General features: G+C 72.8%; 15 protein-coding genes. 6 read left to right on the forward strand and 9 right to left on the reverse strand.

Annotation, left to right across the window (positions count from 1 at the left end):
- Positions 1-24 precede the first annotated feature (24 nt).
- Both SKED_RS20735 and SKED_RS20740 read left to right on the forward strand, forming a co-directional pair.
- Complete coding sequence (locus SKED_RS20735; protein ID WP_245534551.1) at positions 25-351, forward strand: hypothetical protein; 327 nt, start codon at positions 25-27, stop codon at positions 349-351.
- A gap of 22 nt (positions 352-373) precedes the next feature.
- Complete coding sequence (locus SKED_RS20740) at positions 374-676, forward strand: DUF402 domain-containing protein (protein ID WP_245534552.1); 303 nt, start codon at positions 374-376, stop codon at positions 674-676.
- 104 nt (positions 677-780) lie between these two features.
- Here SKED_RS20740 and SKED_RS10745 read toward each other — a convergent pair whose 3' ends face one another.
- From SKED_RS10745 to SKED_RS10780, 8 genes are all read right to left on the reverse strand, one after another.
- On the reverse strand, positions 781-1,146 hold the full coding sequence (locus SKED_RS10745) for a metal-sulfur cluster assembly factor (protein ID WP_012867177.1): 366 nt from the start codon (positions 1,144-1,146) through the stop codon (positions 781-783).
- A 54-nt stretch (positions 1,147-1,200) separates the two neighbouring features.
- Complete coding sequence (sufU, locus tag SKED_RS10750) at positions 1,201-1,737, reverse strand: Fe-S cluster assembly sulfur transfer protein SufU (RefSeq protein WP_012867178.1); 537 nt, start codon at positions 1,735-1,737, stop codon at positions 1,201-1,203.
- 10 nt (positions 1,738-1,747) lie between these two features.
- Positions 1,748-3,055, reverse strand: coding sequence for a SufS family cysteine desulfurase (locus SKED_RS10755; protein WP_012867179.1), 1,308 nt, complete (start codon positions 3,053-3,055; stop codon positions 1,748-1,750).
- Between the two features lie 93 nt (positions 3,056-3,148).
- Entirely contained in the window at positions 3,149-3,910 is a 762-nt protein-coding gene (sufC, locus tag SKED_RS10760; protein WP_012867180.1) for a Fe-S cluster assembly ATPase SufC, read from the reverse strand.
- Positions 3,911-3,922: 12 nt separating this feature from the next.
- Positions 3,923-4,264 (reverse strand): non-heme iron oxygenase ferredoxin subunit, encoded by a 342-nt coding sequence (locus tag SKED_RS10765; protein ID WP_012867181.1) that lies wholly within the window; start codon positions 4,262-4,264, stop codon positions 3,923-3,925.
- Positions 4,261-5,514 carry a Fe-S cluster assembly protein SufD gene (sufD, locus tag SKED_RS10770; protein ID WP_012867182.1) on the reverse strand — a complete coding sequence of 418 codons (1,254 nt, stop codon included), beginning with the start codon at positions 5,512-5,514 and terminating at the stop codon, positions 4,261-4,263. The genes SKED_RS10765 and sufD overlap by 4 nt, the downstream gene beginning before the upstream one ends.
- Positions 5,514-6,962, reverse strand: coding sequence for a Fe-S cluster assembly protein SufB (sufB, locus tag SKED_RS10775; RefSeq protein WP_012867183.1), 1,449 nt, complete (start codon positions 6,960-6,962; stop codon positions 5,514-5,516). The genes sufD and sufB overlap by 1 nt, the downstream gene beginning before the upstream one ends.
- Complete coding sequence (locus SKED_RS10780; protein ID WP_012867184.1) at positions 6,959-7,786, reverse strand: helix-turn-helix transcriptional regulator; 828 nt, start codon at positions 7,784-7,786, stop codon at positions 6,959-6,961. The genes sufB and SKED_RS10780 overlap by 4 nt, the downstream gene beginning before the upstream one ends.
- Positions 7,787-8,099: 313 nt before the next feature.
- Between SKED_RS10780 and SKED_RS10785 the strand changes: the two genes are divergently transcribed.
- The 3 genes from SKED_RS10785 (at position 8,100) to SKED_RS10795 (ending at position 10,881) form a co-directional block, all read left to right on the forward strand.
- Positions 8,100-9,014 (forward strand): ABC transporter ATP-binding protein, encoded by a 915-nt coding sequence (locus SKED_RS10785; protein ID WP_012867186.1) that lies wholly within the window; start codon positions 8,100-8,102, stop codon positions 9,012-9,014.
- Positions 9,011-9,811, forward strand: a complete 801-nt coding sequence (locus SKED_RS10790; RefSeq protein WP_012867187.1) for an ABC transporter permease — start codon at positions 9,011-9,013, stop codon at positions 9,809-9,811. Before SKED_RS10785 ends, SKED_RS10790 begins: the two co-directional genes overlap by 4 nt.
- A gap of 128 nt (positions 9,812-9,939) precedes the next feature.
- Positions 9,940-10,881 carry a COX15/CtaA family protein gene (locus SKED_RS10795; RefSeq protein ID WP_012867188.1) on the forward strand — a complete coding sequence of 314 codons (942 nt, stop codon included), beginning with the start codon at positions 9,940-9,942 and terminating at the stop codon, positions 10,879-10,881.
- A 46-nt stretch (positions 10,882-10,927) separates the two neighbouring features.
- Here SKED_RS10795 and SKED_RS10800 read toward each other — a convergent pair whose 3' ends face one another.
- A complete protein-coding gene (locus SKED_RS10800; protein WP_012867189.1) occupies positions 10,928-11,830 on the reverse strand; it encodes a D-hexose-6-phosphate mutarotase in 903 nt (300 codons plus the stop codon).
- Between the two features lie 97 nt (positions 11,831-11,927).
- On the opposite strand from SKED_RS10800, the gene SKED_RS10805 reads away from it, so the two are divergent.
- Positions 11,928-15,323 (forward strand): AfsR/SARP family transcriptional regulator, encoded by a 3,396-nt coding sequence (locus SKED_RS10805; protein WP_012867190.1) that lies wholly within the window; start codon positions 11,928-11,930, stop codon positions 15,321-15,323.
- Positions 15,324-15,330: the final 7 nt, after the last annotated feature.

Below are 15,330 nucleotides of genomic sequence, written 5' to 3' on the forward strand. Positions count from 1 at the left end.
CAGCAGCAGGCATATCCTGCCCAGATGCCTCCGACCGACAGCGCAGCCACGCCCCGTCCCGACCACGGGCACGCCCTCCCCTCCGACCAGGTCGCACCGGCTGAGACCGGTCGCCCGACCGGGACGCGACCGTCGCTGGCCCCCGGTGACGCCGTGCCCGTCCGCTGGACCAAGTGGCCCGGGACCGAGCACTGGGAGCACGAGTGCGTGTGGCTCGGGTCGGACGAGCACGGGGACTGGCTGGGCCAACGGGCCGGGACGCGGTCCTGGCGTCCCGGTCGCGACGTGGTGGCCGGTACGGCGAACGTGGTGCTCGTCCCGGTCGAGGGCGACTGGGTGGCGACGTTCTAACCCGCCCGGGCACGAGACGACGATGGAGGTCTACATCGACCTCGGTCGATCCGTGGGGTGGTCGGCGGACGCCCCTGCCGCGGTGGTCGGCATCGACATGGACCTCGACGTGGTGCGAGACGGCCGACGCGGCACCTGGGTCGACGACGAGGACGAGCTGGTCGAGCACGCCGCGCTCTGGGGCTACCCGCCCGAGGTCGTCACCCACCTCGAGGAGGTCGCGCACCGGCTCCGCGACGAGGTGGAGGCCCACCGGGCCCCGTTCAACACCGCGACGCCTTCCGGGTGGCTCGACCGGCTGGCGAGCACCACCAGCCCCACCTGAGCCTCGGCGCGGCTCCGCCCCGCGACGCACCGACGGCCCGGCTCCCTCGCGGGGGCCGGGCCGTCGGTGCGTGCTGCTGGCTCAGAGCTCAGGCGTGCGTGTCCTCAGACGTTGAAGCCGAGGGCGCGGAGCTGGTCCTTGCCGTCCTGGGTGATCTTCTCGGGACCCCACGGCGGCATCCAGACCCAGTTGATGCGGAAGCCGTCGACGAGGCCCTCGAGGGCCTGGCCGGCCTGGTCCTCGATGACGTCGGTCAGCGGGCAGGCCGCGGACGTGAGCGTCATGTCGATGACGGCGTGGTGGTTCTGGTCCAGGGCGATGCCGTAGATCAGGCCGAGGTCGACGACGTTGATGCCGAGCTCGGGGTCGATGACGTCCCGGAGCCCCTCTTCGACGTCGGCGACGTTGACAGGTGCTCCGGCCGTGGCCGGCGCACCCTGCGGGGTGTCGTTCGCGGTGTCGCTGCTCATGTCAGCTGCTCTCCTCGGAAGGTGGGTACGGGTGGGTGGTGCGGGCGTCCAGGGTCACGCGTGCTCGTGCTGGTGCTCGTGGTGGGAGGCTGCGGTCGCTCCCGCTGCTCCGACGCCCTCGAGCACGCCCGAGGTCGCCAGGGTGTCGCGCAGCGCGGACCAGCCGAGCAGCGCGCACTTGATCCGGGCCGGGAACTGCGAGACGCCCGTGAAGGCCGCCGCGTCACCCAGCTCGTCCTCGAGCTCCTCGTCGAGGCCCTTGCCGCGCGAGCCCATGAGGTCGCGGAACACGGACCCCAGGCGCTCGGTGGTCGCGACGTCCTGGCCGGTCACGAGGTCGGTCAGCACCGAGAGGGAGGCCTGCGAGATGCTGCAGCCCTGTCCCTCCCAGCTGATCGACTCCACGACGCGACGCCCGTCCGCGGTCTCGGCGAACTGGGCACGCAGGGTGACCTCGTCGCCGCAGGTCGGGTTCACCTGGTGCGACTCGCTCGCGAAGGCTGCGGTGAGGTCGACCAGACCCTGCCCGTGCGGCTTCTTCGAGTGGTCCAGGATCACCTGCTGGTACAGCTGCTCCATCGAGCTGCTCATGAAAGTCTCCTCATAGTCCGAAGAACGCTCGGACGGTACCCAACGATTCCCGGAAGGCCACGACCTCGTCCACGGTCGTGTAGACCGACGCCGACGCGCGCGCCGAGGCGGCGACGCCGAAGCGTCGGTGCAGCGGCTGCGCGCAGTGGTGACCGACCCGCACGGCGATGCCGGCGTCGTCGAGCACCTGGCCCACGTCGTGCGCGTGCACGCCGTCGACCACGAACGACACGGCGGCGAGCCGGTCGACGGTGTCGAGCGGGCCGAGCACCCGGATGCCGGGGATCTCGGTGATCTTCAGCAGCTCGGCCGCCAGCTCGCGCTCGTGGGCCGCGACACCGTGCATCCCGAGGTCGCCGAGGTACTGCGCCGCGGCGCCCATGGCCACGGCCTGGGCGACCATCATCGTGCCGGCCTCGAAGCGCTGCGGCGGCGGCGCGTAGGTGGTCTCGGTCATCGTGACGACCTCGACCATCGAGCCTCCGGTGGTGACCGGGGGCATGTCCGCCAGCAGCTCGCGGCGGCCGTAGAGCGCGCCGACGCCGGTCGGTCCGAGCATCTTGTGCCCGGAGAACGCCGCGAAGTCGACGCCCAGGGCGTGCAGGTCGACGGGGAGGTTCGGGACGCTCTGGCAGGCGTCGAGCACGGTGAGCGCACCGACCTCGCGCGCTCGCGCCACGAAGGCCGCGACGTCGGTGACCGCACCGGTGACGTTCGAGGCGTGCGTGAAGGCGAGCACGCGGGTGCGGTCGGTGACGACCGTCGCGAGCTGCTCGAGGCGCAGGCGGCCGTCGTCGTCGACCTCGATCCAGCGCACCACAGCACCCGTGCGCGCGGCCAGCTCCTGCCACGGGACGAGGTTGGCGTGGTGCTCGGACTCGGTGACGACGATCTCGTCCCCCGGGGCGAGCGCGAAGCGGCGTGCCGCCGCTCCCCCGCGACCGGCGGTCGCGTTGGAGATCGCGTAGGCGACGAGGTTGATCGCGGCCGTCGCGTTGGACGTCCAGACGATCTCGTCCTCGTCGGCCCCGACGAACGTGGCGACCTGCGCACGCGCGTCCTCGAAGGCGAGCGTCGCCTCCTCGGCGAGCTGGTGCGCCCCGCGGTGCACGGCGGCGTTGCGCTGCAGGTAGAAGTCCTGCTCGGCGTCGAGCACCGGGTCGGGCTTCTGGGCGGTGGCCCCCGAGTCGAGGTACACGAGCGGACGCCCGCCGCGGAGCGTGCGGCTCAGCAGCGGGAAGTCAGCACGGACCGCCACCAGCTCGGCCGCGGAGAGCGGCGCGTGGGTGCCGGCAGCCGTGAGGTCGGTCGCGGTCATGGTCCCTCGATTCGGTCGTGCGACGGGCTGCGCCTGCAGCCAGGGTGCCGTCGCCGGCCCCGCAGGGCCGGCGACGAGGGTCGAGCGAGAGGGTCAGGCCGTCGCGCTCGTGAGGAAGCGGTCGTAGCCCTCGTTCTCGAGGCGGTCGGCGAGCTCGGGGCCACCCTCCTCGGCGATGCGGCCGTCGACGAACACGTGGACGAAGTCCGGCGTGATGTAGCGCAGGATGCGCGTGTAGTGCGTGATGAGGAGGAAGCCGGTGTCGGTGTTGGCCTTCACACGGTTGACGCCCTCGGACACGATGCGCAGCGCGTCGACGTCGAGGCCGGAGTCGGTCTCGTCGAGGATCGCGAACTTCGGGGTGAGGAGCTCCATCTGGAGGATCTCGTGACGCTTCTTCTCACCACCGGAGAAGCCCTCGTTGACGGAGCGCTCGGCGAAGGCCGGGTCCATGCGCAGGGCCTCCATGGCGCCCTTGACGTCCTTGATCCACGAGCGGAGCGCAGGCGCCTCGCCGTCGATCGCGGTCTTCGCGGTCCGCAGGAAGTTCGACACCGAGACGCCGGGGACCTCGACGGGGTACTGCATGGCCAGGAAGAGGCCGGCGCGGGCGCGCTCGTCGACGCTCATCGCGAGGACGTCCTCGCCGTCGAGCGAGACGGAGCCGGAGGTCACCTGGTACTTGGGGTGTCCCGCGAGGGAGTAGGCGAGGGTCGACTTGCCGGAGCCGTTCGGGCCCATGATGGCGTGCGTCTTGCCGGAGTCGATCGTGAGGTCGACACCGCGGAGGATCGGCTTGGGGCCCTCCTTGGTCTCGACGCTGACGTGCAGGTCCTTGATCTCGAGCGTTGACATGTTCGGGTTCTCCTAGGAAAAGGTCAGGGGTGCGTCGACGTCGACGAGCACGCGCTCGCCGTCGATCGTCACGGGGTACACGGGCACGGGGCGGGAGGCGGGGAGGGCGGTCGGTGCTCCGGTCCGCAGGTCGAAGGCTGACCCGTGGAGCCAGCACTCGATGAGGCAGCCCTCCACCTCGCCGTCGGACAGCGACACCGCTCCGTGGGAGCAGATGTCCGAGATGGCGTGGAGCTCACCGTCGGAGTCGCGGACGATCGCGACGTCGACGGTGCCGGACGCCCCCTCGAGCTCGACCTTGAGGGCCGACTCGGCGGGGACGTCCTGGGTCAGGCAGGCGAGCTGGGCGCTCATGCGCCCACCGTCGGCTGCCCGCCCTCGATCACGCTCATCGACTTGGACAGCTCGGCCTCGATGGAGTCGAGCAGGCGCTGCTCGACCGACTCGACACCAATCGCCTGGATGAGCTCGGCGAAGAAGCCGCGCACCACGAGGCGACGGGCGTCGGCCTCGGGGATGCCACGAGCCTGCAGGTAGAACAGCTGCTCGTCGTCGAAGCGACCCGTCGCGCTCGCGTGGCCGGCACCCTCGATGAGACCGGTCTCGATCTCGAGGTTGGGCACCGAGTCGGCGCGCGCGCCGTCGGAGAGGACCAGGTTGCGGTTGAGCTCGTAGGTGTCGGTGCCCTCGGCCTCGGCACGGATGAGCACGTCGCCCACCCACACCGTGTGGGCGCCGGCGCCCTGGAGCGCACCCTTGTAGGTGACCCGCGACTTGCAGCTCGGGACCGCGTGGTCCACGAACAGGCGGTGCTCCTGGTGCTGGTCCGCGTCGGCGAAGTACAGGCCGACCATCTCGACCTCGCCGCCCTCGGCGGTGAACTCGGCGTCCGGGGTGACCCGGACGACGTCGCCGCCGAAGGTCACGACGATGTGCTTGACCTTGGCGTCGCGGCCCAGGCGGATGCGGTGCGAGGCCGCGTGCACGGCACCCTCCGACCAGTCCTGGACGCTCACGAGCGTGAGGTGCGCGCCGTCGTCGACGACGACCTCGACGGTCTCGGTGAGGGTCGCGCGGCCGATGTGGTCGAGCACGACGACCGACTCGCTCAGCGCACCGGCGTGCACGAGCAGGTGGCTCGCGCTCGGGGTGTCGTCGATGCCCTCGACGCGGATCGAGGTGACCTCGGAGGCGACGGCCTGGGCGGGGATCGTCACGACGGTCGCCTCGCTGACCGAGTCCCAGGCGGTGACCGCGGTGCGGTCGCCGGGGACGCCGGCCTTGCCGAGACGCTCGTCGTCGCGGGGGACGATCTGCACCTCGACCTCGGGGGCCTCGACGACCGTGGTGCGGACGCCGCGCGAGCTCAGGCCCGTCTCGAAGAGCGGGGCGAGGCGGGAGACCGGCGAGAAGCGCCACTCCTCCTCGCGGCCCGTCGGGACGGTGATGACCTCGGGGTCGAAGGACGTCAGGCGCTCGGCACGCGAGCCCTGCGGTGTGCCGCCGACCCCGTGGGTGTGCGCGCCGTCGGCCGCGGCACGGGAGTGGTCCGTGCTCAGGCCGGTCGTGGCGTTCGGGGTGGTGGACTCTGTCTGGGTGGTCATCAGCCGACGGACCCTTCCATCTGCAGCTCGATGAGGCGGTTGAGCTCGAGGGCGTACTCCATGGGGAGCTCGCGCGCGATGGGCTCGACGAACCCGCGCACGATCATCGCCATGGCCTCGGTCTCGGCCATGCCTCGGGACATGAGGTAGAACAGCTGGTCCTCGCTCACCCGCGAGACCGTGGCCTCGTGCCCCATGGAGACATCGTCCTCGCGGACGTCGACGTAGGGGTAGGTGTCGGAGCGGGAGATCTGGTCGACGAGCAGCGCGTCGCACAGGACCGTCGAGGCCGAGTGCTCGGCACCCTCGAGGACCTGGACCAGACCGCGGTACGAGGTCCGGCCGCCACCGCGGGCGACGGACTTCGAGACGATCGAGGACGAGGTGTGGGGGGCGGCGTGCACCATCTTGGCGCCGGCGTCCTGGTGCTGGCCCTCGCCGGCGAAGGCGATGGACAGCGTCTCGCCACGGGCGTGCTCGCCCATGAGGTAGATGGCCGGGTACTTCATGGTCACCTTGGAGCCGATGTTGCCGTCGACCCACTCCATGGTCGCGCCCTCGGCGGCCGTGGCGCGCTTGGTCACGAGGTTGTACACGTTGTTCGACCAGTTCTGGATGGTCGTGTAGCGCACGCGGGCGTTCTTCTTGACGATGATCTCGACGACGGCCGAGTGCAGCGAGTCCGACTTGTAGATCGGCGCGGTGCAGCCCTCGACGTAGTGCACGTAGGAGCCCTCGTCGGCGATGATCAGCGTCCGCTCGAACTGACCCATGTTCTCGGTGTTGATGCGGAAGTACGCCTGGAGCGGGATCTCGACGTGGACGCCCGGGGGGACGTAGACGAAGGAGCCGCCGGACCAGACAGCGGTGTTGAGCGCGGCGAACTTGTTGTCGCCCGCGGGGATGACCGAGCCGAAGTACTGCTCGAAGATCTCCGGGTGCTCGCGCAGGCCGGTGTCGGTGTCGAGGAAGATGACGCCCTGCTCCTCCAGGTCCTCACGGATCTGGTGGTAGACGACCTCGGACTCGTACTGGGCCGCGACACCGGACACGAGGCGCTGCTTCTCCGCCTCGGGGATGCCGAGCTTGTCGTACGTCGCCTTGATGTCGGCCGGCAGGTCTTCCCAGCTGGTGGCCTGCTTCTCGGTCGAGCGGACGAAGTACTTAATGTTGTCGAAGTCGATGCCCGAGAGGTCCGAGCCCCAGTTGGGCATGGGCTTCTTCTCGAAGAGCTTGAGCGACTTGAGGCGGAGCTTGAGCATCCACTCGGGCTCGTTCTTCAGCGCGGAGATGTTGCGGACGACGTCCTCGTCCACGCCGCGGCGGGCGAGTGCGCCGGCGGCGTCGGAGTCGTGCCAGCCGTAGCCGTACGACCCGATCGAGGCGATGATCTCCTCGTCGCTCTGCGTCTGCGGAGCGTTCGCGGTGTCTTGCGTGGGGGCGCTCATCTTGTTCCTTCCATGGGCCGTTCGGGGGTGTCGGAGAGGTCTGGGGTGCCGTCGGGCTCGGGGGGCCCGGGCGGTTCGCGGTCCCCGGGCGGTCGGTCGGACCGCGTCCGGGGTGCCGGGACGTGCACGGGCACGTTGGTGGTGCACACGTGCCCGCCGTTGGCGAGGGTCACGAGGCGCTGGGTGTGCGAGCCGAGGAGGCGCGAGAAGACCTGCGCCTCGGCGTCGCACAGCTGGGGGAACTGGGCCGCGACGTGCGCGACCGGGCAGTGCCCCTGGCAGAGCTGGACGGTCGAGGTGCCCTCGACCGGGCGGACCGAGGCGGCGAAGCCGTCGGCCGAGAGCGCGTCCGCGAGCTGGCGGACACGGCCGTCGACGTCGTCGGCGGTCACGACGGCGGAGTAGCGCTCCTCGAGCTCGACCATGCGGGCCTGGGCGAACTCCTCGATCGCGCCGTTCCCGGCGACCTCGGCGAGGAACCGCAGGGCCTGGCTCGCGATGTCGGGGTACTCCCCCGAGATCTCGGCGTGCGCGCGGTCGGTCGCGACGTAGGAGCGGGCCGGGCGGCCGCGTCCGCCGGTCGGGCGCCCGTGGTGGACGGCGACCAGGCCGTCGTCCTCGAGGCAGCCCAGGTGGCGACGGATGCCGGCCGCGCTGAGGTCGAGCGTGCGGGCGAGGGCGGCCGCGGTCACCGGGCCGTCGGCCAGGACGTGCTGGAGGACCCGGGCCCGGGTCGTCGACTCGTGGTCGACGCCCTCTGCCGCCGGGCGTGGCGAGGCGAGACGGGCGGGCGTGGCGTGCGTCGCGCGGGGCGTGATGGTCATGCTCGTCCTCTCGTGCTCGTCGGCGATCTCGTCGGTGCTGGAGCGACCGGCCTGCGGCTGGTCTCGGTGGCCGTTCTCACGGCCTGTCAGGCTCCCTGCGACGGTGTCGAGTCAGACGTCGAGGAGGGGGCCGAGCAGTGGCGCGTCAGCTCGCGCACTTTAGACAACATACTTATGGGCTAAATGCATCCGCGCAAGCAAGGAGAGCCTCACCTGGGCCGATACCGGGGTGACGTTGCGTACACCTCCTGGTGGCGACGACCCGTCAGCACCGCGCCCGACGCGCCCGCGGCGCCCACTAGACTCATCGATCGTGCCCTCCAACCCCGCAGTCGAGATCACCGGCCTCGTCAAGAGGTACGACGGCCGAGAGATCGTCCGCAGCCTCGACCTCACCGCCCACCACGGACAGGTCACCGCCGTCCTCGGCCCCAACGGTGCCGGCAAGACGACGACGATCGAGTGCTGCGAAGGCCTGCGCCTCCCGGACGGCGGCTCCGTCCGGGTCCTCGGCCTGGACCCCGTCACCGACAGCGCGGCCCTGCGCCCGCGCGTCGGCGTGATGCTCCAGGACGGCGGGCTGCCCACGTCGGTCCGCGCCCTCGAGATGCTCCGCCACGTCGCGACGATGTACGCCGAGCCCTGGGACGTCGACGACCTCGTCGAGCGCCTCGGGCTCGCCAGCTTCGCGCGGACCACCGTCCGCAGGCTGTCGGGGGGCCAGCGCCAGCGCCTCGCGCTCGCCGCTGCCCTCGTCGGGCGCCCCGAGCTCGTGTTCCTCGACGAGCCGAGCGCGGGCATGGACCCGCAGAGCCGGCACGCCGTGTGGGAGCTCGTCCGGGCGCTGCGCGAGCAGGGTGTGAGCATCGTGCTCACCACCCACCTCATGGACGAGGCCGAGGAGCTCGCCGACCGGGTGGTCGTGGTCGACCACGGCCAGGTGATCGCCGAGGGCACCCCGGCCGAGCTCGTGTCCGGGTCGACCGGCGCGCTGACCTTCGCGGCCGCGGCCGGCATCGAGACCCTCTCGCTCGCGAGCGCCCTGGGCGCCGGCGTCCGCGAGACCACCCCCGGCAGCTACTCGGTCTCCGGCGCCGTCACACCGGCCACCCTGGTCTCGCTCACCCGCTGGTGCGCCGACAGGTCGATCCTGCTCTCCCGCGTCTCGACCGGGCGCCGCACCCTCGAGGACGTCTTCCTCGACCTCACCGGACGGAGCCTGCGATGAGCACCGCGACCCCCAGCACCACACCGCGCCCCGTCCCCGCACCGAGCACCGCCGGCGCCGCCTCCGCGCGCCGCCGGGTGCTCTCGCAGTCGGCCTTCGAGGCCCGGGCGATCCTGCGCAACGGCGAGCAGCTCATGGTGACGATCCTGCTGCCGGTGATGGCCCTGATCGGCCTCACCCAGACCTCGATCGTCGAGATCGACACCGGCGGCGCCTCACGCATCGACTTCATGACGCCGGGTGTCATCGCCCTGGCCGTGATGAGCGCCGCCTTCACGTCCCAGTCGATCGCCACGGCCTTCGACCGGCGCAACGGGGTGCTGCGCCTCATGGCCACCACACCGCTCGGGCGCGGTGGCCTGCTCACCTCGAAGATCATCGGCGTGCTCACCGTCGAGGCGGTGCAGATCGCCGTCATCACGGTGGTCGCGGTGGTGCTCGGCTGGCGCCCGGACCCTGCGGGCATCCCGCTCGCGGTCGTCGCGGTGCTCCTCGGGACCGCGGCCTTCACGTCGCTCGCGCTCCTGCTCGCCGGGACGCTGCGGGCCGAGGGCGTGCTCGCGGTCGCGAACATCGTCCTCGTGCTCCTCGTGGTCCTCGGCGCGGTGCTCACCTCGGCCGACCAGCTCCCGGGTGCGCTGCGGCACGTCGCGCTGCTGCTGCCGTCCGGGGCGCTCGGCGAGGCCGTCCGCGGGGCCTTCCTCGACGGTGCGATCCCCGCCTTCTCGCTGGTCGTGCTCTTCGGCTGGACGGCAGCCCTCGGCTGGGGTGCTGGCAAGCTCTTCCGCTGGAGCTGACGACCCGCTCTCCCCGGCCTCGGCGCGGCGTCCCGCGGGGCGCCGGCGCCGCCCGACCGGGCTCATCTCACACCCGCCGACCCCCTCAGGATTCCTGGGCGGAGGTCCGTCCCGGCTACCTTTGTCTGGTGACCACCCAGACCCCACCGGACGCCTCGACCACCTCCGGGACCGTCGGACGCTGGCTCGACTCCGCCCGCCGCTTCACCGTCCCGGCGCTCGCCGCGAACCTCGTCGCCCAGATCGTCATCGTGGGCACCGGCGGTGCCGTGCGCCTCACCGGCTCCGGCCTCGGGTGCTCGACGTGGCCGCTCTGCGAGCCCGGCGAGTTCACGCCGAAGTTCCACGAGGCGACGTCGCTCCACCCCTTCATCGAGTTCGGCAACCGGACCCTCACGGGCGTGCTCGGCGTCATCGCGATCGTGGTCGCCGTGCTCGTGTGGCGCGCGCGCGACCGCTCGAAGGCGTTCCGGGTGCTCGGGCTCGTCCCGCTGCTCGGCGTGATCTTCCAGGCGGTCCTGGGTGGCATCACGGTGCTCGTGGAGCTGCACCCCGCGGTGGTCGGCAGCCACCTGCTCGTCTCGATGGCCCTCGTCGCCGTCTCGGCAGTGCTGCTGGACCGTGCCAGGGAGGGCGACGGCCCGCCGAGGCCCCTGGTCGGACCGCGCACCCGGGTGGTCTCGTGGCTCCTCATGGTGGCGCTCGTCCCGGTGCTCGTGCTCGGCGTGATCGTCACCGGCGCCGGACCGCACTCGGGAGACTCCGAGGTCGGCTACCGGTTCGCGGTCGACCCCGCGCACGTGACCCAGTTCCACTCGGCCTCCGTGTGGGTCTTCACCGCGCTGCTCGTGACGCTCCTCGTCCTGGTCTACCGCACGTCGCCCCGCGTGGACCGTGCCCGCCGGGTGGTCCTCGTGCTGCTCGTCGTGACGCTCGCGCAGGGTGCCATCGGCTACGTCCAGTACTTCACGGGCCTGCCCGAGCTCCTGGTCGGCGCGCACATGGTCGGCGCCGCGCTGCTGACGGCAGGCGCAGCCCGGGTGCCGCTCGCGCTCCGCAGCCGCGTCTGACGCGCGACAGCTCCCCTCTGGTGAGCACGGCCGGCACCGGCCGTGCTCACACCCGCGGCAGGACCTCGTAGGAGGAGCCGAGGGTGTGGGGACGACCAGGCTCGAGCACCACGGCGTGCTCCCCGACGTTCGCGGACTCGACGCAGACCATCTCGCGCCACTCCCCCGGGCCCATGTCCCGCATGCCCGCCGCGACCTCGGCACCCGGAGACCACACCACGGTGCTCTGCGACGAGCTCTTCGTGACCCGGACGGTCCGCGCCGCGTCCACCACCTGCACCGGACCCGACGTCCCGAGGTACACCCGGTCGACCTGGCCGCTCGGCACGAGCGGCGCCCCCTCAGGAGTGCGGTGCGGGTCCGTCCCGGCAGCGGCCGTCTTGTCGAGGTAGGCGACCTCCTCGAGGCCGTGCACCGCGGTCGCCTCGACGTCGAGCACGCGCAGGTAGGTGTGCTGCGCCTCCTCGAAGCGCACCGGCACGTCCCGGGTGCTCGTCACCGTGAGCGCGACGTCGAGCGTCCGCCCGACGCGCACCTCGTAGAGGGCGTCGAGTCCGGAGAGGTCCGCGAGCGCGGGGTCGGCCGGGGCCGCGAGCGCGAGACGGAGCACGGTGGTCTCGTGGTCGTCGTGAGCGCCGACGAGCGTCCACACCGTGCGCCGGGCGTAGCCGTGGGCCGGAGCCTCAGGATGGCCGTCCCGGGCACCGAACCACGGGAAGCAGATCGGGATGCCGCCACGGACCGGGACGCCGGGCTCGAAGGCGCTCGCCGAGCTCAGCCACAGCACGGGGTCCTCGCCGGCCGGGGTCCACGCCGTGACGTGCGCCCCCTGGAGGTAGACCTCTGCGGTGCCGTGGGCGTTGGCGACGGTGAGCACCTCCAGGCCGGCGGGCGTCGTCCTCGACGTCACCGTCGGCGGGAGCGCGGGGGCTGTGCTGTCCGTGGTCACGGTGTCCTCCTGGACGCAGGGGTCCTGCGCGCCGTGTCGGGCCCGGCGCCAGGGTGGCGGCTCTCACCCTAGCGGCGCACCCTCCTAGACTTGCGCGGTGACCACCGCCCCTCCGCCGAGCACCACCGCTGCCGTGTACGTCACGGTGCTCGGGAGCACGGCCGTCGTCGGCCCAGGCTCTCGGGCCGAGGTCACCGGGCGGAGGCCCCGCGACCTCCTCCTCACCCTGGCGCTCGCGCGGGGGCGGTCTGTCTCCGCGGACCGGCTCGTGGGTGCGCTCTGGTCGGAGTCGGTCCCGCTGTCCCCGCGGGCGGCCCTGCACACCGTCGTCGCACGGCTCCGGGCCGTCGGGCCCGAGGTCGTCGTCTCGACCCCGCACGGGTATGCGCTGGGCGTGCCGAGCGACATCGACCTCGTCGAGTCGGCGACCCGCGAGGCAGGCGTGCTGATCGACGGAGGACGGCCTCAGGACGCGCTCGGTGTCGTGCGCGACGCGCGGGCCCGCTGCGGCTCCGACCAGCCGGTGCAGACCGAGGCCGAGGTCGAGGTCGACGAGGTCCGCAGCGCTCTGCTGCTCGCGGTCGACCGTGCCGAGCTCGGGGCGCTCGTCGCCCTGGGCGCTGGTGCCGAGGCGGTCGAGGTCGGCGAGTCGCTGTCGGCACGGCTCCCTGCCGACGAGGCCCTGCACCTCACGCTCATGCGGTGCTACGCCCGACTCGGGCGCACCAACGACGCGCTCCGCGTGTTCTCGCGGGTCCGGGACGCGGTCGCCGCAGAGCTCGGGAGCGCTCCCGGTGCCGCGCTGGTCCGGCTCAACACCGAGCTCCTCCGCCAGCCGGACGAGCCGGTCCCAGACGGCCCGGGCCCGGCCGCCCCACCTCCCCTCTCCCACCCCTCACCCGTCTCTCCCACACCTCGGAGGCGCCGGTCGGTCGGCCTGCGCTCCGCCCCCACCCCGATGCTCGGTCGCACCGAGGAGGTCGAGGCCCTGCTCACCCTCCTCGGGTCGACGCGCCTGGTGACCCTGCTCGGCCCCGGAGGTCTGGGCAAGACCCGGACGGCCCAGGAGGCCGCCCGCCGCACGGACGCCGACGGGGTGCGCGTCGTGGTCGTCGAGCTCGCGAGCGTGCGGACCGACGACGACGTGGCGCTCGCGCTGGCCTCCGCGCTCGAGGTCCGCGACGAGGCGGGCGGACGGCGGATCAGCGACCGGCTCGTGCACTCCGACACCTCGACCCGCGTGGCCGAGCGGCTCGGCGAGGAGCCGACCGTGCTCGTCCTCGACAACTGCGAGCACGTCGTCGAGGGGGCGGCCGCGTGGGTCGCGGAGCTGCTCGGCTCGGTCGAGACCCTGTCGGTGCTCGCCACGAGCAGGTCGCCCCTGCTCGTGGGCGGCGAGCAGCTGGTCCGGCTGTCGCCGTTGTCAGCCGTCACCCCGCCCGACGGCGGCGCGGGCCCTGCCGTCGAGCTCTTCGAAGCACGTGCCCGAGCAGTGCGCCCCGATGCTGCGCTCCCGCGCGAGGTGGTCGTGCGGCTCTGCGAGCGCCTCGACGGGCTGCCTCTCGCCATCGAGCTGGCCGCGGCACGGGTGAGGAGCATGACGGTCGTCGAGGTCGAGCAGCGCCTGACACGGCGCTTCGAGCTCCTGACCGGCGGCGGGCGCACGGCCCCCGAGCGTCACCGCACCCTCGAGGCGGTCATCGGCTGGAGCTGGGAGCTGCTCTCCCTCGCCGAGCGGGCGCTGCTGCGGCGGACGTCGGTCTTCCCCTCGGGGTTCTCGGCACAGGCGGCGCAGACCGTCGCAGGGCTCCGCGACGTCGTGCGTACCGTCCCGGTGCCCGCGTCCGTGGACGGCACGGCCTCCGACGACGGCGCGCCCTCCGACGACGCGGTGACGGTCCAGACCCTCGACCTGCTGTCAGGTCTCGTCGACCAGTCGCTCCTCACTGTCCACGAGGACCCGGCCACCGGCGCGGCACGGTACCGCATGCTGGAGACCGTCCGGGAGTTCGGCGCGCTCCGGCTGCGGGAGTCCGACGAGACGCAGGCCGCCGAGGACGCGCTCTTCGTCTGGGCCGTGGAGCACAGCGAGCGGGAGTGGCCGTCGCTCACCGGGGCCGGCCAGGTGGCCGCCCTGGCGCGGGCTCGCCTCGAACAGGAGAACCTCGTGCACGTCCTGCGGCGGTCGACCGCCGCAGGACGTGGTGACGTGGTGATCACGGTCTTCGGGCTGCTCGGTCTGTTCTGGACGCTCTCCGGGGCCCACTCCGACGTCGTGGCCAGCGCCCCCGAGGTGCTGTCCGCGAGCGCGCGGACGCCGGTACCCCCGGAGCGCGCCGGCACGGTCGCGCTCGCCCTCCTGGTGGTGCTCACGACGACCTTCACGACGCAGGAGCACGTCCGCCGGCGTGCGCTGCTGAGGCTGCGCGCGGTGCTCTGCTCGCCGGCCCCGCTGCCGGCCGTGGTGCGCGAGCTCGGCGCGGTCGCCGTCGAGGCCGTCGACCTGTCGGCCGCAGGGTCGGCGCTCGCGCGGGCGCGGCGGTCCGGCGACGGCTTCGTCGCCGCGGTCGCGTGCGTGGTGAGCGCACAGCTCGCGGAGAACGCAGGCGACCTGCTCCAGGCGCAGGAGCACGCCCTGGCGGGCTACGAGCTCGCGGTCGCCCGCCAGGAGACCTGGGGCGCGGCGTCGGCAGCGATGCTGCTCGGTCAGCTGGCGAGCGAGCAGGCACGTCCCGCGGAGGCGCTCGGCTGGCTCGCCCACGCCCGGGAGGGCATGGTGCTGCTCGAGGCGACCGCTGACCTGGACGAGGCCGCCTGGCTCGAGGCGTCGAGCCTCGTCGCGCTGGGCAGGGTGGAGGAGGCCGAGGTCCTGCTCGCCGGGCTGAGCGCGTCGACGGAGGACCCCGCCCGTCCCTCGTCGCACCAGGACGCCGAGAACGCCAGGGCGGTGCACCTGTCCGGACGGGCCGAGATCGCCTTCGTCTCCGGGGACCCGCTGGCTGCGCTGCGTCTGTACGGGCGCGCTCGTGACCACATGCGCGGGACCAGCTCCGGCAGGTCGCCGTGGTTCCTCGTCTTCGGGGCCAGCATCGTCTGCCTGGCCGTGCTCGGTGACGCCCAGGACCACCTCCGGCGCTCGGCGCCGAACCTGCGGGCCCGGACGGTGGCGCAGCAGCGGCTCTCACCCCGCTTCACCGACCACCCGATCCTCGGGACCGCGAGCCTGGCGCTGGGGGCCTACCTCGTGCACGAGGTAGCCCTCGGACGGGTCGAGGACGGGCTGCTGCTGCTCGCGGCCGCCGAGCGGCTCGGGTCGCGCCAGGACGTGCCCTCGCTGCTGCGGAGCACCCACGAGGACGCGGCCCGCCGGCTGCACGGCGACGCGGCGCTCGAGGCGGCCCGCTCGACGGTCCGTGCGGTGCCGGCGGACGGGCTGGTCGGGCTCGTGCTCGACGTGCTGCGCCGGGGGCCCTGGGAGCAGCGCCCCCGGTGACCCCCGG

The organism is Sanguibacter keddieii DSM 10542 (assembly GCF_000024925.1).
Taxonomy (GTDB): Bacteria; Actinomycetota; Actinomycetes; order Actinomycetales; family Cellulomonadaceae; genus Sanguibacter; species Sanguibacter keddieii.